This is a genomic window from Chryseobacterium sp. X308 (assembly GCF_020733145.1).
In the GTDB taxonomy this organism is placed as follows: domain Bacteria; phylum Bacteroidota; class Bacteroidia; order Flavobacteriales; family Weeksellaceae; genus Chryseobacterium; species Chryseobacterium cupriresistens.
In genome coordinates this window covers 89781-110678 of the sequence record NZ_JAJFZH010000011.1, presented here as the reverse complement: position 1 = coordinate 110678, position 20898 = coordinate 89781, and the positions used below count along the sequence as shown (strand labels likewise).

Here is a 20898-nt window from a genome sequence, read left to right as displayed (position 1 = left end):
GTTTATTTTATCTGCTTTAATAGTTCATCTGCCAGTTGAGAATCCTTATTGCCCTGAACTGCCATATTTTTAGACATTTCAGCATAGTTTTTTGCCATCTCTTTATTTCCGGTAAGGTGATAAAGCTTGGCAAGAATATAAGTATTTTCCGAAGTTTCGCTTCTCATAACAGATTTTTCTGCCCATTCTGTAGCCTTCTTTAATGAAGATGGAGTTTTTACATGATCTGCAAATATCCATGCTGCTCTCAGGAGCTCATTCGGATCAAAGGCATCAGAATTTTTATAATAATCTAAAGCCGCTTTCTCGTATTCAGGAAAATTACTGTTCTGTTCATAATAGCTGAGCTTAGTCTGATTCAGCTTTTTAACAGCAGCTTCTTTCCCTACCAATGGTTCGGCAGCTTTCATAAAATAGTCATCATTGATTTTTTTATTTTTATCATCAATAGACTGTTCTACTATTTTTCCCAATTTGAGCTGGGCATCAAATTCATTATAAGTTTCTTCAGGAAGGAATTTAATAATCTCTGCTTTTCTGGATGCAAAAACAGGATAGTTGGTATCTTCCGATGATTTTACGAAGTAAAGAAGAAATCCGATTTCATCCTTTGACAGTTCTTCGGTTTTCTTTTTGTTCTGGAAGTATCTTTCTGAAGCTTTTTTGGCAAATTCATAATCTGAGTTGGCATTGAGCTTCATAATATTGATCAGGAATTCCGGGTCTTTTTCCCCGCCGGCAAAGCGGTCTTTAAGAGATCCTTTTTTGTTTCCCGGTGAATTGATATCCTGAGCCATTGCCACAAACAGGCTTTCTTCCATATATCCTGTATTTCGGGAAACAAGTTCGCCTTCACCATTCAGGAAAAGATAAGTAGGATAGGAGCGTACTCCGAACTTTGAAGCGATATCTCTGCCTTCTCCTTTTTCCATATCAAATCTTGCATTAATGAAGTTGGTATTGTAATAATCACTCACGGATTTCTGTGTGAAGACATTTTTTTCCATCATTTTACAAGGGCCGCACCATGATGCATAGGCATCAATAAAAACCAGTTTCTTTTCTTTCTTGGCTTTGGCAATAATGTCCTTGAATGGCAGTTCCTGAAACTGGATGGCTTCCTGAGCTGAAATAGCGATGGCACAAAAAATAGATATCCCGGAGATGATCTTCTTCATTTTCAAATAAGATTTGTAGGCGAAGATAATTAATTTTCAAAATATAGCGTGATGAATAGGTGGTCTCAATGACGATATTAACGAACTTTAAGACTTAAGCGTATCTGATTTTTGTTTTTTACTTTAAAATATGAAATCTAAATTTAATTCACTTTACAGTCCTGAAATCTTTGTTATATCTTTGCAAACGAATAATTTATATGTAGAGGAATCCATAATTTAGAGAATTTGATTATTAATTTTAAGCACGCCTTATCCAAAAAATCCATTTACATCACCGCTTTATCTGCCTGCCTGATCGCAGTGGCAGCATTTGCTGTTTTGAGTCTTTTGATCACAGAAGACAGCCGTAAGAATACCGATGATTTTGCAAAGAAAACATTCTTCCGAAAGTATGAATCGATAGAACATGAATTCAGGAATATTGAGGATTATCAGTATCTGCTTCGCGCATTGATTCAAAAAGACGGACTGAAGAATTACAAGGATTATTCTTTAGTTTTAAATGATTTAAATAAGAAAAGAAATCTGCTGCCCTACAGCTGGTATTATTATGAAAACAGTAATTCGGGAAAGTCTGAGAGCAACAATCCTTTATCCGGTATTTTTAAGAATAGAGATCATAAGGAGAACTCTATTGTTATAAAAAATAACGGTCCGGGACATTTCAAAGATCTTCTGATTACTGAAAAGGACAGCATGTACTGGATGAGCTATGATTCTCTGGTACTGCCCGATAAAAGCAAATTGTACTATGGTTCTACGGTAAGTCTGGATGATCTTCACCAATATTTTATCAACGTGGATAAAAGTTCCAATACGTACGCCTATGTTTTTACTAAAGAAGGAATTTGTATTACCCATCCTGAGAAGAAGTATATCGGAAAGAATATTTTTGATTTTACAGATATTAAAGCTAATGATACACTGACCAGCAAAACTGAAGCAGGATATACCAAAGGAACAGCAGTTTCAGAATATCTGGGAGTGGAGGTAACCCGTTTTATAAAGCCATTGAAGACTGATAATTTTGATGGATATACGGTAGTGAATCATGTAAATTTTATTATTGACGAAAATATCAGCAAGATAAAAACCTATACTGTTTATATTTTTCTGGCAGCGTTGTTTCTCATTGTAACGGTCTTTATATTGTTTCAGAGAGCAACCAGTCTGGCTTATCAGGAAAAAGAAAAAATACAGTCAGAGAAGAATTTGCTGTTGATAGAGAACGAAAAGATGCACAAAGCCGAAGTGATCAATCAGCTTCAGCAGCTTAAAAATAACATTAATCCGCATTTCCTTTTCAATTCATTGAATTCCCTTTATATGCTGATCGGGATCAATAAAGAAAATGCACAGAAGTTTACCATGAATCTTTCCAAGATTTACAGATATCTTATAGTGCCTCCAAAAGATAATATTGTTCCGGTTTCGCAGGAAATTAAATTTATACAGCAGTATATGGAACTTCTGAAAAGCAGGTTTGATGAAGAACTGAAGTTTGAATTGACCATTAATGCTCCTGAAAGTCTTGAAAAAAGAATTCCCTATTTATCCCTTCAGATAGTCACGGAAAATGCGACCAAACATAATATTGCAACGATGGATCAGCCTCTGGAAATTATCATAATCGTTGATGAGGACGGGATCACGGTAAAGAATACCTGGCAGCCTAAGACGGAAACGGTACAGGGAGAGAAATTCGGAATTGAGTATTTGAATCAGGTTTATGGATATTTTAAGAATAATATTCTTAATATTTCTGTAGATGGTGAATATTTCGTATGTTTTTTGCCTTTAATGAAGTAAAATAAAAATCCATTCACTCCCAAAATAACACCATTCACTCCCTAATATTATATATATGATTCATGATACCTATAGCTTTGCTGGCTGAAACTAAGATATTTACTATTTGGAATGAATCGGACTATTTTAATGAAGAATTACAGGCTCGCACTGTATCTCGGTCTTGCTATGGCCTCACCAATGGCACTGGCACAGAAAAAAGATAAAGATACAGTAAAGGTCAACAAAGAAAAAACGGATAAGACAGAAACCTCTTCCTCCAAGAAAACCAAAAAGATTGAAGACCTGATCAAAAAAGGAACCTATAAAAAAGGACTTTTTAATACCATTCAGGTAAAGACGGATATTTATTTTGAAATTCCTGACAGTTTGATGGGACGTCAGTTTTTGGTGGTCAACAAACTTTCTCAGGTTCCCATGCAGGTCAATGAGGCTGGTTTGAACAAAGGAATGAATTATGAGAATAAGGTCATCTCTTTTTACCGTGATCCTGTAGCTAAAAAAGTATGGGTAAAAACGGTGGTGCCTAAAGTGTCATCCCCAAAAAATGATGCGATTACAAAATCTGTGAAAGACAATTTTTCAGAATCTGTGATTGAAGTCTTTGATATTGAAGCACAAAACAATGACTCTACGGCTGTAGCCATTAAAGTGAACAAAGTTTTTGACGGAAATCAGAAAAGTTTTAACGATGTGCTGGCCAATGTAGGATTGGGTGGATCTGTGAAATCAAGTCTTTCTTATATAGAAGGTGTGAAGACTTTTCCTAAGAATATTGTGGTGAAGTCCCAATTGTCTACTTCTGTCAATGAAGGCGGGGTAGATCTTCCGGTCACATTAGGCGTTACTACCAATCTGGTTCTGCTTTCTAAAATACCGATGAAACCAAGAGTAGCGGATTCAAGAGTAGGATTTTTCTCCGAAAAACACTGGTCGTTTAATGACAATCAGCAAAAAATGGATGAGAAATTCTTTATTACCAAATGGAATCTTGAACCGAAGGAAGAGGATAAAGAAAAATATTTAAAAGGAGAGCTGGTAGAGCCCAAGAAACCGATTGTTTATTATATCGACCCGGCAACACCAAAACAATGGCGTGAAAAGATTATCGCCGGAGTACATGACTGGCAGGCGGCGTTTGAGCAGGCAGGATTCAAAAATGCAGTGATTGCGAAAATGCCGGATGAGAAAGATGAAGATTTTGATATTGATGATGTAAGATATTCTGTAATTACTTACGCCGCGTCGCCAAAGTCAAATGCAATGGGACCATCAGTAGTGGACCCGAGAAGTGGGGAAATTATCGAAGCAGATATCATCTGGTGGCATAATGTAATGACTTCCCTTCATGACTGGATGAGAATTCAAACCGGACCTATTGATCCTAAAGCAAGAGGAAATAAATTCAGTGATGAACATATGGGTGAAGCCATCCGTTTTGTTTCATCTCATGAGGTAGGGCACACTTTCGGACTGAAGCACAATATGGGAGCATCCTTTGCATTCCCGGTAGAGTCGCTTCGTTCCAAAGAATTTACGGACAAGATGGGCGGTACGGCACCTTCCATCATGGATTATGCCCGTTACAATTATGTAGCTCAGCCGGAAGATGGTGTTACAGCAATCACTCCGAAAATTGGTATTTATGATAAATATGCCATAGAGTGGGGCTACCGTTGGTATCCGGATGAATTCGTAGAGAAAAAAGCACTGAAAAACTTAATTGAAAAACACGAGGATGACCCGATGTATTTCTATGGTGAGCAGCAGAGCTATCTGGAAACCATTGATCCGCGTTCGCAGTCTGAAGATTTAGGTGATGATGCGATGAAAGCCAGCGAGTACGGAATGAAGAATTTGAAAGTGGTGATTAACAACCTTTTGAAATGGACGTATGAAGATGGTAAAGAATACACGGATGCCGGAAAACTGTATCTGGGAGTGATCGGGCAGTGGGATTTGTATACAGGTCATGTGATGGCGAATGTAGGAGGAATTTACCTGAACAATACTGTTTTTGGTAACAAAAAGAAAGCTTATGAAGCTGTACCTGCAGAAATTCAGAGAAGAGCGGTTGATTATCTTGTTAAAAATGCCATCAACCTTCCGGAATGGTTATTCTTTAATCCTATTACAGAAAAAACGTATCCGGTTAAAGATTCCCCAATGGGACCATTTGAACAGACTCCGTATACTCTTGCAAGAGGAATGCAGTATGCGAATATCTATTCTTTATTTATGGACGACAGGCTGCTCAGGCTGCTTGAAAACGAGCTGAAGCATCAGGTTTCAGGATCGAAAGAAGAGATCTACACGGTTGAAAATTTATTTGATCAGGTAAGAACAGCCATTTTCAGTAAAAAAGGAAGCCTTACGATGCTTGAGAAAATGACTCAGAAAAATTATGTGGATGCCCTGATTGTCTCTGTGAACAAATTATTTGAAAAGACAGCAGTGAAAGGATTGAAAGTAGATGATACTTTGAATATCCCGACCATCTGTAATTTCCATGAAGATGATCACGGTTTGAGGAATATCAATTATTCATCCATGAAAAGAGTATCTGAGGTGACGACTTACAAGCGAGCAGAACTTCAGAAAGTTCTGGATTTACTGAACAGAACAAGGTACAGAGGTGATGATGCTTCCAGAGCACATTACACAGATTTAATCATTCGTATACAAGAGGCTTTAAACAAATAAACGGCAATGAAAAAAACTCTAATACTTTTACCTCTTTTGGCTGCTAATATAGCAATGGCCCAGCAAAAGAAAACCATCACCGGGAAAATAGAAGACGGAAATACTTCTCAGACTATCAGCGGTGCATCTATAAAAATCGAGACCCAATCGGTGTCTACAAAAACGGAGTTGGAAGGAATTATCGAAAGTGTATCAGTAGGTACGGTGACCGATAAGGACGGAAAATTCATCCTGGAAATCCCTGCCGATACAAAAACGGTATTGGTAAGTTATCCGGGTTATGAGTCCAGAGTCATTCAGCTGAATGAAGGGCAGACCAACTATACCATCAGACTGACTTCTGAGATTTCAGATAAAAATAAAATCCAGGAAGTCATCATCACCGGATATCAGAAAATTGAAAAACGTAAGCAGACCTCAGCGGTTTCTACCGTGAAAATGGACAACATCAGCCAGGCTGGTGTTGCCAGTGTAGACCAGATGCTGGCAGGACAGATTGCCGGTGTGGCAGTAACTCCTGAAACGGGCGCTCCGGGAAGTCCGGCGAAGATCAGAATCAGAGGTACAGCTTCCCTTTCCGGTCCCCAGGATCCGCTATGGGTCATTGACGGTCTTCCGTTAGAAGGAAATGATGTTCCGAACTTTACTGATAAAGACAATATTGATCAGCTTCAGAACTTCTCTATCGCAGGTTTGAATCCTAATGATATTGAAGATATTACCATCCTTAAAGATGCCGCGGCAACAGCTATTTATGGAGCAAGAGCAGCCAACGGAGTTATCTCTATTACCACCAAAAAAGGAAAGAAAGGAAGTCTGAAACTGAACTTTTCAGCAGACACTTTCGTAACATCACGTCCTGATTTTGATAAGCTGAATCTTTTAAATGCTTCTGAAAAAGTAGACTTGGAACTGATGCTTGCCAAGCGTGCAGATCTTACGTACCGCGCCGATAAGGGAGAAGTAATGAGAATTCTGACGCAGAACGACCAGCTTGATGCTTTCAGAAACGGAGGTTTCGATGCGTTGAATTCATTCACACGCCAGCAGATTAACGGTTTAAGAAACAACAATACAGACTGGGGCAAACTGCTGTACAGAAATGCCATCAACAAACAATACGGATTAAGTGTTTCCGGAGGAAGCGACCGTGCAGATTACTATTTCTCCCTGGGATATTATGATGAAGAAGGAACAACTATCGGTACAGGTTTTAAGCGTTATAACCTTACTTTAAAAAACAACTATAAATTAAGTGATAAGTTAAATGCAGGAATCTCTATTTTCGGAACGCAAAGCGAACGTACATCTTTTGTAACGGATGCTGATGCTTCAATCAACCCTGTGAATTATTCAAGAAATGCCAATCCTTACATGAAGCCTTTCAATGCGGATGGAAGCTACAATTATGATAGAGATATGGATGGTTTTGAAGACCGTTATATTCCTTTCAACTTCCTGGAAGAAAGAGAAAATACCAACTATTCACTGAAAAATAACTCTTTGAAAGCAATTTTAGATTTAGAATATAAAGCTTCAAAAAGTTTAAGATTTACCTCTCAGTTAGGTATTCAGTACGATGCAAATAAAACAGAGAAATTTGCAGCGGAGAATACCTATTTCACCAGAAAAATGAAAGAAAATACCCGTTACTACAAAGACGGTAAATACAACTATTTCCTGCCGGCTGGTGCGGTAAAACAAAACTGGGATAATGATTTCTTCCAGTACAACTGGAAATTGCAGGCAGCGTACAGCACAAAGATCAATAAACATGAGATTGATTTGATGGCCGGTACGGAAATCCGTAAAACAGAAGATAATGCAACAATTACAAGAGCTTTCGGATATGACCCGAAAACAAGAAGAGCTACAGCGATTGTATTCCCGAATTCAGGTTTTGCAGCTGATAAAAGATATGAAACCTACCGTGAAGCAGCTCCTATAGAGAATGCTTACGCTTCCATGTTTGCAACAGCGTCTTATACTTACGACCAGAAGTATACATTCTTCGGAAGTGTGAGATATGACGGGACTAATCTTTTCGGGGTAAATAAAAAGTATAAATATCTTCCCATTTGGGCAGTTTCAGGATCATGGCTGGTAACGAAGGAAGATTTTATGAAAAATATTTCTGCGATATCCAACCTTAGATTGAGAGCATCTTACGGTCTTCAGGGAAATATTGACAGAAACACTTCGCCATTCTTTATCGGTGAATATAATGATGCCACCATTCTTCCGGGAGGAAAAGAATCCATTATCAATGTTCTCAGCCCTCCGAATGATAAACTGAGATGGGAAAAAACCACCAATACCAACTTAGGACTTGATTTAGGATTGTTCAATAACCGTGTAAGCCTTACCGCTGATGTCTACAGCAGAAAAGGTACGGATATGATCAGTATGAAAGAAACTCCTCTTGAAACAGGATTCGAATATACGATGATGAACTGGGGAAGCCTGACCAACAAAGGTTTTGAATTGGCGATATCTACCAGAAACATCAATCATGATAATTTCAAATGGACGACTACCATCAACTTTGCACATAACAAGAGCAGGGTATTGAGTGAGCAGCCGCGTGATAATGCATTGCTTCCATCAAGAGAAGGACTTCCTGTAAATGCTGTTTTTGCTTTGAAAACTGCAGGAATGGATGAACATGGAAACCCATTATTCTGGAAAGGAGATCAGAAGATTTCAGCAGCAGAATTCTTTAAGTTATATGATGTGTATGCAGATTTCCTCCCTGGACAGCTTGTTGATACCAAACTTTCAAACGCGGAGCTGAGAAGCCTGTTTACGTATGTAGGAGACAGAGATCCTAAGTTTACAGGAGGTATTATCAACACCTTTAAAGTAAGTAATTTTGACCTTACTGTTTCTGCAACATTCAACCTGAAGCAGACGGTTATGAGAACACCTTCTTACCGTGGAATGGAGCTGGATAGAGGAAGAAACTACACAAGAGATATTTATGAAGCTGGAAGTTCGCTTCCGGGAATTACCAGTCCTGATATGGAAGCTAACCCGGACGGATGGATGGGCAATAAATGGTTTGCCGGAAACCGTTCCAATGCCTACAGCTTACTGGATGTTTGGGCAAAAGAGATCAGCTATATCAGAATCAGCAGTATCCGTTTGGGATATACACTTCCTAAAGAATTTACAAACCCGATGGGAATAACAAGTTTGAGACTGAGTGTTGAAGGGCGTAACCTGTTTGTATTCAGCAACGGATACAAAGGGTATTTCGATCCGGAAACGTATGGTAATATTTATGCACAGCCTATCACCAAGTCGGTGACCGTAGGATTTAATGTTTCTTTTTAAAACTTGAAAAAATGAGAAAAATTACAGCAATCATAGCACTTGCAGCAATCAGCTTTATCAATATCGGATGCGACAGGTTTTTAGATATTCAGCCTGAAGGAAAAGTGATTCCTACCACAGTTGAAGATTACAGAAAAGTCCTTACATCTGCCTATTCAAAATATCCTGTTCACAAATCACTGGTAGCCCTTCGTACCGATGAGGTGAATATTGATGATAATTCTACAGATTTTATTTCCTATCGTGAAATTGCGATGTGGAAAGACGCTAACAATGATCAGGCATCTACAGAATTTCCATGGGTAAGCTTTTATTCCGTGAACTTTTATCTGAATCAGATTATCAATGAAGGAAGTAAAACCATGCAGGATTCTCCTGAAAAGAATCAGATTTTAGCAGAGGCGTATGCTCTTCGAGCTTACCTGTATTTTGACATGGTGAATCTATATGGTAAACCGTACAATAGTGCTACAGCTTCTACCGACAGAGGAGTTCCGATCAGTCTTGAAATCGATCTTGAGCAGGTATTAAAACCATCTTCAGTACAGGAGGTGTACAATCAGGTTCATGCAGATCTTAAAAAAGCAGAAGATCTGATGGTAGAACAGAAACAAGCAACAGGATTGAACTACAGATTTTCAAAAACCGCATTGCTGGCATTTGAAGCAAGGGCAGCCCTATATGAAGGAGACTGGAACAAGGCTTTAAACTATGCAGATCAGGTATTGGCAGTAAAAGGAGAGTTGAGCAATTTGAATACGGTCAACACACCACCCAACCATTATGCTTCCCCGGAATCGATCATGGCTTTGGATAATACATGGGATAATTCTATAAAAAACTTGTCTTTTGCATCTCCGGAATTGATTTCTTCATACAATACTACGGCAGATAAAAGGTTTGGCATGTATTTTGAAAAAAATGGTAGTAAGTATAAAGTCACCAAAGGAGGAAGTTTAGAATTCAAAGTGTCTTTCAGAACAGCAGAGCAGTATTTTATAAAATCTGAAGCATTATTAAAGTTGAATAAACTCGCAGAAGCTAAAGAGACACTTCTGAAAGTAATGAAAAACAGATATACTCCGGATGGATATACTTCAGTACAAAATGCAGTAAACTCAATGGATTCTACAACATTTATGAACTTTATCCTGGATGAGAGATTCAGGGAATTTGCTTTGGAAGGCCAAAGATGGTTCGACTTAAGAAGAGCAAATCAGAAAAAAATAAGCCACACCATTAGTGGTAGTGAGTATATTCTTCAGCAGAATGATCCGCGATATACCATTGAATATCCAATGAGTGCGAAGAAGAATAACCCTAATTTATAGAACTTCATATCAAATTCAATACAGAGGAAACCGCTTGAACTTAATTGTTTCAGCGGTTTTTTTGTACTTTTGCATCGTTATGAAAATTGCCATTATAGAAGATGAGCTGCTGGCTGTGAATTATCTGAAAAATCTTTTGGATACACAGAGCATAGTCCCTGTTACAGAGACTGTTATTCTTCGTTCTAAAAAACAGGCAGTTGATTTTTTTCAAAGAGATTCCGCAGACCTTATCTTTATGGATATTCATCTCGGAGATGGAATGAGCCTGGAAATTTTTGAGCAGGTAGAGCTTTTTACCCCGATTATTTTCATTACCGCATTTGACGAATATGCCATGAGAGTATTCAGGCATTTTACCATTGATTATCTTCTGAAGCCCTTTGAAGAAGAGGATCTCCATAAAGCTTTACAAAAATTTATTTCTATAAGAAACAATTTTGATCCTGAACCGGTTCTTAAATCTATGTCCTCATTACGACAAGCCGAAGATGAGGTGATGAAACGTTTCATGGTAAGAGAAGGAAATAAACTAAAATCAATAGACGAGCATAACACTGCCTACTTTTTTGCCTCCGGGAAATACCTTTTCCTGACTACAAAAGATCATCAGACCTATATTTATGATGATACCATTAAAGATATTATTCAGAAGCTGAACCCTGAAATTTTCTTTAAGATCAACAGGAAATTTATCATTAATAAAGACGCGGTTTCCGAAATTATCAAGCATTCCAGCCAGAAAGTAGAACTTAGACTTTCACCGGAACCGGAAGTGAATGCTGAAGTTTTTATCAGTAAATTGCAGATTGCTGAATGCCTGAACTGGCTGAATAGTTGATTTACTTATTTACCACATCATCGTACTTCTAATCGTGCTAAGAAGGTCCAAGATTATGATCAATATTGGTATTTAATATATTTTTAATGTACTGATTTTAAATGTAATAAATTGTTTATTAATGAAAACAATTAAAATGTGGTATTTTTACATTTCAAAAAACACATATGTATAGAATTATAATAATTTTATTTCTTTTTTGTACGAGTTTATTTTTTCCTCAAAGTATAAAAGGGTTTCATATTCCCGATTCACTAAAAAATAAAACCTTTGAACAGCTAGAAAAATCTTACAGTAAAGAATTCCGGCAAGACGATATAGCAATACTATATGCAAATACTTTTTTAGTAAAAGCTAAAAATGAGAAGAATGCAAAAAAACAGTTTGATGGATACTTTTTTCTTTTCACAAAATTCAAAAAAAATATCAAATACATAGACAGTATACAAAATGTTATTAATAGAAATAGTAATATAGATGAATTATCATATGGGAATTATAAAATAGGTGATATTTATTATAATTGTAATAAATACAATCAGGCATTATCTTATTATTTGAAGGCACTTCCTTATGCAAAAGAGAATAACAATATTAAAGAAATAGTACTCATAAAGCATGCAATTGGAAAAATAAAATATTTCACATATGATTATGAAGAAGCTTTAAAAATTTTTAAAGAAACTTTCAGTTATATAAAGAATGAAGAAAAAAAAGATCCGAGTAATTATTTATCCATTTTACATAGTTTAGCAATTACATATAATGCAGTAGGAAAATATGATTCAGCTTATGCTTATGCGGAAATGGGCAGGTCAAAATGTCTTCTTTATAACAAGAAATATTATTTCAAAGTATATGACCTCAGCTGTAATATTATGAAGTTTTACCTAAAAGACTATCCGAAGTCAGTTAAAGGTCTAAAACAAAATATTGATTATTTCAAAAAATATGATTCTACCAATCTCGGGATAACATATATGTATTTATCCATGAACTACCAAAGATTAAATAATAAACGTGAATATTTTAATTCTTTTAATAAAATGGATTCTATACAAAAAAGGATCAAGTTTATTCGTCCGGAATTAATAGGGTTATATAAAAATTCTTTGCAATATTATGAATTAGAAGGAAATAAAGAAAAACAAGTTTATTTGATTGATCGGCTTATAAAGCTCAATGATACTATTTATAAATCAAACTATGAATTTTCTAAAGAGATTCACCAAAAGTTTGATAATCCTGAATTACTAGAACAAAAGCAGGAATTAATTTCGAATTTAAACAAAAAGAATACTACATTATACTGGTTTCTAGGTGGAGGCTCATTATTACTTTTCACATTTATCTATTTGTTTAATATTAACCAACGAAAATTAAAAACATATAGAGTTCAGGCTCAAAAATTAATAGATACACAGAATGAAAGTTCGATATCGAATGCTGTAGGTGGTTTAAAAAAATTGAGTGAAGAAGATCAAGCCATAGAGATTACCGAACTTATAGCAGGTGAGAAAATTAATAAAGCTAAAAGTCAGATTCCTGAAAATGTAAGACAAGAACTTATTGTAAAATTACATGATTTTGAAAATCATAAAGTATTTATTACCAAAAATATTACGTTGTATTCTTTATCTAAAGATTTTGGAACTAATAGAGATTATTTGTCTAAAGTAATCAATGAAATAAAAGGTAAAAGCTTCTCAAATTATTTAAGTGAATTACGAATTAACTTTGCTATTAACGAGTTAAAGGAAAATAAAAAATTAAGGTTAAAAACGATTGCTGCTATTTCAGAGGATGTGGGTTTTAGTAATGTAGAATCCTTTACAAAAGCATTTAAAAATGTTACAGGTACCTTACCTTCTTATTATATAAAAATTTTACGCGACAATGATAAGTAATTGATATTCAAAATATTAAATATATAACTGATACCATATTGATCAATATCGGCAACATATTGTAATGTATTTTGGAAAAAAGCATTTATTTTGGATCGATTAAAATGCAAAAAATCAAATAGAATGAAAAAACAAGATCAAAAAGCACAAAAGAAATTATCTTTAAAAAAATTACAATTGGTAAGTGTTACTAATTTAAGAAGAATTAAAGGAGGAGATGGTGGAGATGGCGGTAATAATACAGGTGATCTAGGACAAGCAACAGCACTAAATGCTCTTAATAACATTTAGCCATTTTTTTAAGATGTAAGGTACAGAATTGTACCTTGCATCTTTATTTACATCATACCTTAATAATATGAAATATATAATCACATTTTTGATTTTTTGTAATCACATTTTATTTTCTCAAACACAGCCAGTGTTTAAACCAACGCCTTCAACTGATCAATATTTTGAAAGGAAAATAATTGATGAATATCGTAATATTGAGAATGTTAAAGATTCATCTGTTATTGATTGGATGAAAGGCCAAAATAATTATGCTAATTTTATTTTACAGTCTATTTCAAGTCGTCAATATCTAATTGATAAACTTGGTGAAATGGATAGTAAGAATGAGTATTCTATCTCGTATTTACAGATTACGGATAATGATAAATACTTTTACTTAAAAAGGCAGGTTAAAGAAAATATCCCAAAATTGTATGTTCGTAATGGATTCAATGGAAAAGAAGAATTGTTATTTACCTCTTCTGAATACAAAAAAAATAATAAAGAGTATGTTATAAATTATATAAAACCTAATTATGATGGATCCAAAATTGTTGTTGCCCTAACCGAGGGAGGGAAGGAGATTGGAGAAATGATCATTATTGATGTTGAGAAAAAAAACATATTACCTTATACAATTACCCACTGCTGGCCATCTGATGGTGGTGGAGTTTCTTGGTTACCTGATAATAGCGGCTTCATTTATCTTTATTATCCAATAATGGATAATAAATCGGATTTATTTTTAAAAAACATGGCTGCCGTAGTATATAAAATAGGAGATGACCCTGAGCAAATTCATCCCATATTGTCAAGAAAAGATTATTTAGAGCTAAATTTAAAAGAAGAAGATTTTCCTATTGTTTCAATTAATAAAAGTAACCAAAACTACCTGATAGCAAAGATTGGGGGGGCTGCAAATTTTTCTGACACTTACTATGCTTATTCTTCAGAATTAAATAGTCAACATATTAATTGGAAACCTTTGTATAAAAAAGAGGATAAAGTTGTTGATTATACATTGGTAAAAGATGATCTGTATTATGTGGGAGCAAAAGGTACGAAGAACAATTTTGTTGCACATACTTCTTTAAAAAGCCCGAATTTCTCGCAGTCTCAAATCATTATAAATGAAATGAAAGATGAGGTGATTGGAGCTGTTTATTCAACAAAAGACGGTTTATTTATAACGACAACAAAAAATGGTGTAGAGGCTAAATTTTACTTTTATAATTCGCAAAAAAAACTTCAGGAAATAATTTTGCCAATTTCGGCCGGTAATATAAACTTAACAACAAAATCAAACAGCTATTCTGATCTTTGGGTTACATGTTCAGGGTGGAACAGTCCGGACAGAAGATATAAATATAATGTATCCGAAAACAAATTTGTTCCTGAAAATGTAAATCCTATTGTAGAGTTTTCTGATTTTAAGGATGTTAAAGTTTTAGAAACAACCGCAAAATCTCATGATGGAAAAGATATTCCTTTATCCATAATCTATAACAAAGAATTAAAGCCTAAAGAAAAATTACCTTTATTAGTTTTAGGCTATGGAGCATATAGTAATTCTTACAGTCCTTTTTATGCTAGAATAGCATTATTATGGGCTATAAAAGGAGGAATAGTAGCATACACACATGTAAGAGGTGGTGGAGAAAAAGGAGAAGAGTGGCACTTGGGAGGCTTTAAGAAAACAAAACCTAATTCGTGGAAGGACTTTATTTCTTGTATAGAATTTATGCATGAAAAAGGATACTCAAACCCAAGTAAAACAGCTATTTGGGGAATCAGTGCCGGAGGAATAATAGTAGGTAGAACTATGACAGAAAGACCAGATTTGATAAAAGCGGTAATTGTAGCAGCTGGGACTCTGAATACTGTAAGAGGGGAGGCTTCTCCTAATGGAGCCAATAGTGTAAAGGAATTTGGAACAGTCAAGGATAAAGATGAATTCGGGTATTTATATGAAATGGACTCTTATCTACATATCAAAAAAGGTGTAAAATATCCTGCAACTCTTATAACAACTGGCTATAATGATCCTAGAGTTCCAGTATGGATGTCAGCAAAGTTTGCAGCTAAGCTAATTGCTGATAACACTTCAAATAATCCTATTTTGCTGAAGGTTGATTTTGATGGTGGTCATGGGAGAGATAATACTAAGAAAAAGGCTTATGAAGAAATAGCTGATATTTTCGCTTTCGCTTTATGGCAATTGGGTCATCCTGATTACCAACCGAAAGAAAGTGTAAACAAATAATATGTCTGGCTTTCCTTATCATTTTTTTGAAAAGTACATAATTCGCATTTATTTTCACATGAAAATTTTAGAGAGAAATTAGGAAATAGTGAATTATCAGATGCATAGTTCCGAGAAATTTTTAGTAATTCAATTTTTCAAGAAGCTGTTTTTTAGCATCTCCATATTTGCATGAAGAACTTAATTAATGGCTCAAGTCGAAAAAAGAATTTTCATCAGGGGATTTTCGCTGCTTCCCTAATGCAATGCAGGTTATTGACCGATTTCATGTTCAGAAGCTGGCCATAGAAGCTCTTCAGGAAATCAGGATCAGACATCGCTGGGATGCTATTGAAATGGGAAATAAGGTAAGGGAAGGATTGGGGGAAGAACTAGTTCTAAGCACAGAAATATTTGAAAACGGTGATTCCCGCAAACAGCTTTTGGCAAGAAGCCGGTATTTGCTTTATAAGAGCCGCGAAAAATGGACACTCTCCCAAAGGCAAAGAGCCATCATTCTTTTTGCTCAGTATCCCGACCTGGAGAAAGCGTATCAATTGACCGATGGACTGCGAAAGATTTATAACCAGGATATTCCTAAATCTTTGGCTATGACTAAACTTGCGCATTGGTTCAAAAAGGTGGAAGAAGCAGATTTTAAATCTTTTTCTACCTTAAGAAAAACAATAATGGTTCATTACAGAGATATTTTAAACTATTTTCATCAAAGAAGCTCCAATGCAGCAGCTGAATCCTTCAATGCCAAAATCAAAAACTTTAGAATGCAGCTCCGCGGAGTAAAAGACAGAACTTTCTTTCTATTCAGGTTGACTAAACTTTTTGCTTAGTCCCCAACTTTTGCGCTTGATCCAAATATTGTGCTTGATCATTAATCCATAAAAACAAAAAAACCTCTGACTAATCAGAGGTTTTAAAGTGGTTTCTCCAGGAATCGAACCAGGGACACATGGATTTTCAATCCATTGCTCTACCAACTGAGCTAAGAAACCATTATGTTTTTGTTTATTACTTCGTTGTTTTAAAGTGATGCAAAAGTATAACATTTTATAATACCGTGCAAGTTTTTTGTTTTATTTTTTCAGATAAATATCCTGATAAAGCTGGTTTCAGTATTCAATGTACTGTTCATCAGTATTTTGGTACTTTAATTTTTTCTGTTTTTTTGAAAGTTATTTTCACAGCGTTTTATTAAAAGGTTTTTAGCCCTTGTATTTAAGATTTTTCTTACGGTTGCTTTGGAATATATTATTGTTTCTTTAATCAATTTTAAACAGCCAATACAATTATCCGATTTTCAGTCATAAAAAGCAGCAAACACTTGATTTATAAGAGTTAATTTGCCTAACAGGTGTTAGTCGTATTATTACTACACTTTTCGAAATTTAATAATAAATGTAATTTGCTTTTTGTAAATACATCTATATTTGGTGATATAGAAAGCAAACAATCACAATATATTAACCATTAAAATTTACAATCATGGCAGAAAGAAATTCAAGAGGAATTTTAAAATTCAACAACGGTGAAGGGCAAAAACTGTTAAAGCTTAACTACAGTGTATCAAGATCTACGGACGTTTCAGGGCGTGTGGCATCAGATCCTTCCAATGCTCTTATCAAAATCACAGTAGAAGCTACTGAAAAATCAGACATCCTGGAAAGTTTACTGAACGGAAAATATAAGCCTACAGTAGGAGAGATTACTTTCAACAAATCTCACGAAGAAGGAACATTAACAACATTGAAGTGGAACAACGGTTATGTAATCCAGCATGAAGTAGATTTCGATGCTGTGGATGACAACAGTATGTATATCAGTTTTGTGGTAAGTGCAGAACAGATAGACCTGGGGAATTCATCATACTTCGGAGCATGGCCGTCTTAAGCACATTCAGAATTTAAATATCAGGCAGAATAGTACACCCGTTTCAAGGGATGCTGTTCTGCCTTTTTTAACCTTATAGAACGACTGTTTATTTCAAATAAAGTTCTGAAAAAACCTAATCACTATGAATAAAAATATCTCGAATTCAGATAAGATTTCTGAGAATCATATTCCCGGAATCAACCGTGTGGTGAAACTGGATATTGTGATTGAAGGCAAAATTATCAAACACTTCAAACATTTCCATCTGCAGCAAAGTGCCAGAAGACACCACAATTTTGAGCTGATCTTAGCTCATGATTCTCTCGGGGAAGCTCAAAACCATACCCTGGAACAGGCACGCCAGTTTTTGGGAAAACGAATCACCATTGTTTTCAAATACAAAGATTACGAAAGTGAAAGCCCGGAAAGAACTTTTGTAGGAGTTATCACCAAAGCTGCATTCAGCCAGGAAAAAATGAGCCTTGGAAATATTGTGCTGAGAGGCCAGAGTCCTACCATATTGATGGATGCAGCTCCCCATACTCAAAGTTTTGGAGGTGATCAGGCTGTGAATACAGGAATTATTGCCAACAAAATACTTAAAGAAGCCCTGGGATCAGAGAAATTTGATTTCAGAGTAGATACACAGAATAAAAGCTATATCAATTATAGCTCACAATATAATGAAACCCATTATAACTATCTTGCAAGAACAGCCGAAGCCTACGGAGAGCAGTTCTACTACGATGGCGAGGTGCTTCATTTCGGCAAACTTCCCCCTTCAGAAAAACCGATCCGGCTTGTATACGGAAGCAACGCAACAGATGTGCAGGTAGAACTGAATGCGGTGCATACCAATCCTGAATTTTTCGGCTATAACAGCAGCAGCCATACCAAAATGGAAGGCTCTGAAAATAATATCAGACATTTGGGCGAAATACCCTCCAAAGCATATGAACTGAATAATAATATCTTTAAAACCCGTTCACTTTCTCCGGCTCCCATTAATGCCAATATGTTTGTGGATGTAAGCGATTCTCAGAAAAGTGCTGCAGGCAGCGCTGCTGTAGAAGTATTTACGGTTTCAGGAAATACAACCGTTCCGTTTTTATATCCGGGATGCCTTGCCGATATGGAAATGCGGAAACCGGATACCAGCCAGACTTCCTATTTTACAAAACTTACAATTACCGAAGTCTTACATGAAGTCAATGCCAGAGGATATTATACAGGAAGTTTTGAAGCTATTGCTGAAGGCACTGGCTTTATGCCAAAACCGGATTTTATACAGCCTAAAGCCGAGCCGCAGGTGGCTACCGTTATTTCCAATACAGATCCGCTTAATCAGGGAAGAATACAGGTGAGATTCGACTGGCAGCAACATCCTGATACCACTCATTTTATCAGAATGATGAGCCCTGATGCGGGAGGAACAGATATGGTCACTCAAAACAGAGGTTTTGTAGCAATACCTGAAGTAGGAGATCAGGTAATGGTCGGTTTTGAATACCATCATCCCGATTTTCCGTTTGCGATGGGAGGAATGTTCCACGGACAGGTTGCATTGGGAGGAAGCATTAATAACCATCTTAAATCTATTCAGACAAGAAGTGGAAATAAGGTGATCTTTAACGACCAGGAAGGAAGCATCTTCATTGAAGATCCTAGTGGAAATACTTATCTCATGGATGGGAAAGGAAATATTGTTGTCAATGCTCCCAAAAATATCACCTTCACTGCCGGAGAAAATGTACAGATCAATGCAGGTAAAAATATCATTGCTTCTGCTCAGAGAAATGTCAATATTATGGCGGGAGAAGATATAACAGAAACAGCCAATGACGACTACAACCTTACGGCAAGCAATATCATCGAAACGGCAGAAGCAGGCAGAAAATCTACAGCCAAAAATATTACAGAAAATATGGAATCCGGCTCTTACATCAGTACAAAAGATGCCATTAATGTTGAAAGTGCCAGGGAAGTGCTTATCAATAGCGGTAAACAGGTAAAAATGCAGTAATATGGCAGGCGAAGGCGGAAATATAATAAGAAATGTCTTTGGGAAATCCTATAAGGAAGCAGAACATATCATGAAAGATGCTTCCAAAGGAACTCTGGATTTTAAATCTCCTCAGGAAAATACCTTTTATGGAAAAAAAGGCGGGAAGAAGTTTGATGAATACCAGGCGAAAGAGCAAACAAAACCGCTACAGGTAAAAGCGGTAAAATGCTATGAAGATTTTGCATGTACAAAAGAGATTAAAATTATAGAAAAAGGGAAAAGCTATTTCTTTAAAGCCATTCAATATAACAGAACCCCCACAAAATCAGAATTGAAAAGCCTTAAGTGGGCTATACAGTATGATGATACAAATATAGCCAATGCCCCACAGGTAACAGGCGAAGAAAAGATTTCTTATGCAGTACCGAAGGATAGGAATATCGCTAAGCTGAGAGTATATGCCTTTTTTAAAGAATATAGCCCGAATGTAAAAGCAGAAGTATATTTAATAAAAGAAGAGATAGTAATAATTATAGGTACTGAGCAGCACTCAACAAATATTGCAAATAAACTGATGTTTCCAGGAGAAGCAGTCAGAAAAGTCCGTACCAAATATCCTAATTACCCCTTTGTAAAAGTAGCCCTGTTTACCGATGGATATTCTGAAAATCAGTTATCAACAATAACCAATGATTTAATTAAGCATAATAATGGCTTAACAGTAATAAGAGTTACTACGATAGATGATGTTATTAATATTATTAATTCTGGGAACAGGGATAGTGCAGCTTTTGATAATAAAAGAAGAGTAAAGGAAATTTTTGCATACTCTCATGGTTATGTAAGAAACGCAACCAATGAGGGAGTAATAGCATTTGGGTATGAAGGTAAAAATGCGGATAAACAAGAACTTGATGCCAAAAGCTTTTCAAAAGTTAATCCGGCTGTGTTTTTAGATGGAAATACATCTGTATTTTATTCTTATGCATGCAGAACCGGTATCGGAACAAGTTCGGAGACAACTACAAATGCTTTTAAAGATAAAAGCTTGGCACAAAAAATGGCTAACCATGGGAAAATAACAGTCTATGGCTATATGAGGAGATCACTGTATGAAGATGCATGGGGAACACAGAATCATAGGGATACTTATGCTTCTGATCATGATGAGGGTGGTTCAACTTGGGAAAACTTTAAAACAGATTTAAAAGATACGTATCAGTCGGATCCAAAAGATATGGATACTTATAATAAATACAGAAAAAAAGAAATAAAATTAGATAAAGCAATCTGGAATCCGGATGGGGCATATTTGGATGTAAAAGCAGGTACCTGGCCCGTTGGTGTACCAGCAACTTATGAAAAATTTTTACCAAAATAATT

General features: G+C 35.8%; 13 protein-coding genes and 1 tRNA gene. 12 read left to right on the top strand and 2 right to left on the bottom strand.

Features of this window, described 5'->3' with window-relative positions:
• Nucleotides 1-2: 2 nt before the first annotated feature.
• Nucleotides 3-1178, bottom strand: a complete 1176-nt coding sequence (locus LIV57_RS13465; protein WP_137905903.1) for a thioredoxin family protein — start codon at nucleotides 1176-1178, stop codon at nucleotides 3-5.
• A gap of 228 nt (nucleotides 1179-1406) precedes the next feature.
• Here LIV57_RS13465 and LIV57_RS13460 point away from each other — a divergent pair, with 228 nt between their 5' ends.
• From LIV57_RS13460 to LIV57_RS13420, 9 genes are all read left to right on the top strand, one after another.
• Nucleotides 1407-2990, top strand: a complete 1584-nt coding sequence (locus tag LIV57_RS13460) for a histidine kinase (RefSeq protein ID WP_227942984.1) — start codon at nucleotides 1407-1409, stop codon at nucleotides 2988-2990.
• 129 nt (nucleotides 2991-3119) lie between these two features.
• The gene (locus LIV57_RS13455; protein ID WP_227942983.1) at nucleotides 3120-5693 is read left to right on the top strand and encodes a zinc-dependent metalloprotease; all 2574 of its coding nucleotides are present in this window, start codon (nucleotides 3120-3122) and stop codon (nucleotides 5691-5693) included.
• Between the two features lie 6 nt (nucleotides 5694-5699).
• On the top strand, nucleotides 5700-9029 hold the full coding sequence (locus LIV57_RS13450) for a SusC/RagA family TonB-linked outer membrane protein (protein ID WP_227942982.1): 3330 nt from the start codon (nucleotides 5700-5702) through the stop codon (nucleotides 9027-9029).
• Nucleotides 9030-9040: 11 nt separating this feature from the next.
• Nucleotides 9041-10360: a RagB/SusD family nutrient uptake outer membrane protein gene (locus LIV57_RS13445; protein ID WP_227942981.1), complete on the top strand. Its 1320-nt coding sequence runs from the start codon at nucleotides 9041-9043 to the stop codon at nucleotides 10358-10360.
• Between the two features lie 79 nt (nucleotides 10361-10439).
• Nucleotides 10440-11201: a LytR/AlgR family response regulator transcription factor gene (locus tag LIV57_RS13440; protein WP_227942980.1), complete on the top strand. Its 762-nt coding sequence runs from the start codon at nucleotides 10440-10442 to the stop codon at nucleotides 11199-11201.
• Between the two features lie 167 nt (nucleotides 11202-11368).
• The gene (locus LIV57_RS13435) at nucleotides 11369-13108 is read left to right on the top strand and encodes a helix-turn-helix domain-containing protein (RefSeq protein WP_227942979.1); all 1740 of its coding nucleotides are present in this window, start codon (nucleotides 11369-11371) and stop codon (nucleotides 13106-13108) included.
• A gap of 123 nt (nucleotides 13109-13231) precedes the next feature.
• Complete coding sequence (locus tag LIV57_RS13430) at nucleotides 13232-13399, top strand: hypothetical protein (protein ID WP_227942978.1); 168 nt, start codon at nucleotides 13232-13234, stop codon at nucleotides 13397-13399.
• A 67-nt stretch (nucleotides 13400-13466) separates the two neighbouring features.
• On the top strand, nucleotides 13467-15644 hold the full coding sequence (locus LIV57_RS13425) for a prolyl oligopeptidase family serine peptidase (RefSeq protein ID WP_227942977.1): 2178 nt from the start codon (nucleotides 13467-13469) through the stop codon (nucleotides 15642-15644).
• Nucleotides 15645-15889: 245 nt separating this feature from the next.
• Complete coding sequence (locus tag LIV57_RS13420) at nucleotides 15890-16471, top strand: transposase (protein ID WP_227942976.1); 582 nt, start codon at nucleotides 15890-15892, stop codon at nucleotides 16469-16471.
• Between the two features lie 89 nt (nucleotides 16472-16560).
• Here the strand turns inward: LIV57_RS13420 and LIV57_RS13415 are convergent.
• A tRNA-Phe gene (locus tag LIV57_RS13415) sits at nucleotides 16561-16633 on the bottom strand.
• Between the two features lie 490 nt (nucleotides 16634-17123).
• Here LIV57_RS13415 and tssD point away from each other — a divergent pair.
• The 3 genes from tssD (at nucleotide 17124) to LIV57_RS13400 (ending at nucleotide 20896) form a co-directional block, all read left to right on the top strand.
• Nucleotides 17124-17528 (top strand): type VI secretion system tube protein TssD, encoded by a 405-nt coding sequence (tssD, locus tag LIV57_RS13410; RefSeq protein WP_047421063.1) that lies wholly within the window; start codon nucleotides 17124-17126, stop codon nucleotides 17526-17528.
• A gap of 124 nt (nucleotides 17529-17652) precedes the next feature.
• Nucleotides 17653-19533: a type VI secretion system Vgr family protein gene (locus tag LIV57_RS13405; protein WP_227942975.1), complete on the top strand. Its 1881-nt coding sequence runs from the start codon at nucleotides 17653-17655 to the stop codon at nucleotides 19531-19533.
• Between the two features lies 1 nt (nucleotide 19534).
• Complete coding sequence (locus LIV57_RS13400; RefSeq protein ID WP_227942974.1) at nucleotides 19535-20896, top strand: hypothetical protein; 1362 nt, start codon at nucleotides 19535-19537, stop codon at nucleotides 20894-20896.
• Nucleotides 20897-20898 lie beyond the last annotated feature (2 nt).

What these genes read in the sequence shown, in the direction of transcription:
- LIV57_RS13465 (WP_137905903.1), bottom strand. Translation starts at nt 1,178, where the DNA reads ATGAAGAAGATCATCTCCGGGATATCTATTTTTTGTGCCATCGCTATT.
- LIV57_RS13455 (WP_227942983.1), top strand. Translation starts at nt 3,120, where the DNA reads ATGAAGAATTACAGGCTCGCACTGTATCTCGGTCTTGCTATGGCCTCA.
- LIV57_RS13450 (WP_227942982.1), top strand. Translation starts at nt 5,700, where the DNA reads ATGAAAAAAACTCTAATACTTTTACCTCTTTTGGCTGCTAATATAGCA.
- LIV57_RS13445 (WP_227942981.1), top strand. Translation starts at nt 9,041, where the DNA reads ATGAGAAAAATTACAGCAATCATAGCACTTGCAGCAATCAGCTTTATC.
- LIV57_RS13440 (WP_227942980.1), top strand. Translation starts at nt 10,440, where the DNA reads ATGAAAATTGCCATTATAGAAGATGAGCTGCTGGCTGTGAATTATCTG.
- LIV57_RS13435 (WP_227942979.1), top strand. Translation starts at nt 11,369, where the DNA reads ATGTATAGAATTATAATAATTTTATTTCTTTTTTGTACGAGTTTATTT.
- LIV57_RS13430 (WP_227942978.1), top strand. Translation starts at nt 13,232, where the DNA reads ATGAAAAAACAAGATCAAAAAGCACAAAAGAAATTATCTTTAAAAAAA.
- LIV57_RS13425 (WP_227942977.1), top strand. Translation starts at nt 13,467, where the DNA reads ATGAAATATATAATCACATTTTTGATTTTTTGTAATCACATTTTATTT.
- LIV57_RS13420 (WP_227942976.1), top strand. Translation starts at nt 15,890, where the DNA reads ATGCAGGTTATTGACCGATTTCATGTTCAGAAGCTGGCCATAGAAGCT.
- tssD (WP_047421063.1), top strand. Translation starts at nt 17,124, where the DNA reads ATGGCAGAAAGAAATTCAAGAGGAATTTTAAAATTCAACAACGGTGAA.
- LIV57_RS13405 (WP_227942975.1), top strand. Translation starts at nt 17,653, where the DNA reads ATGAATAAAAATATCTCGAATTCAGATAAGATTTCTGAGAATCATATT.
- LIV57_RS13400 (WP_227942974.1), top strand. Translation starts at nt 19,535, where the DNA reads ATGGCAGGCGAAGGCGGAAATATAATAAGAAATGTCTTTGGGAAATCC.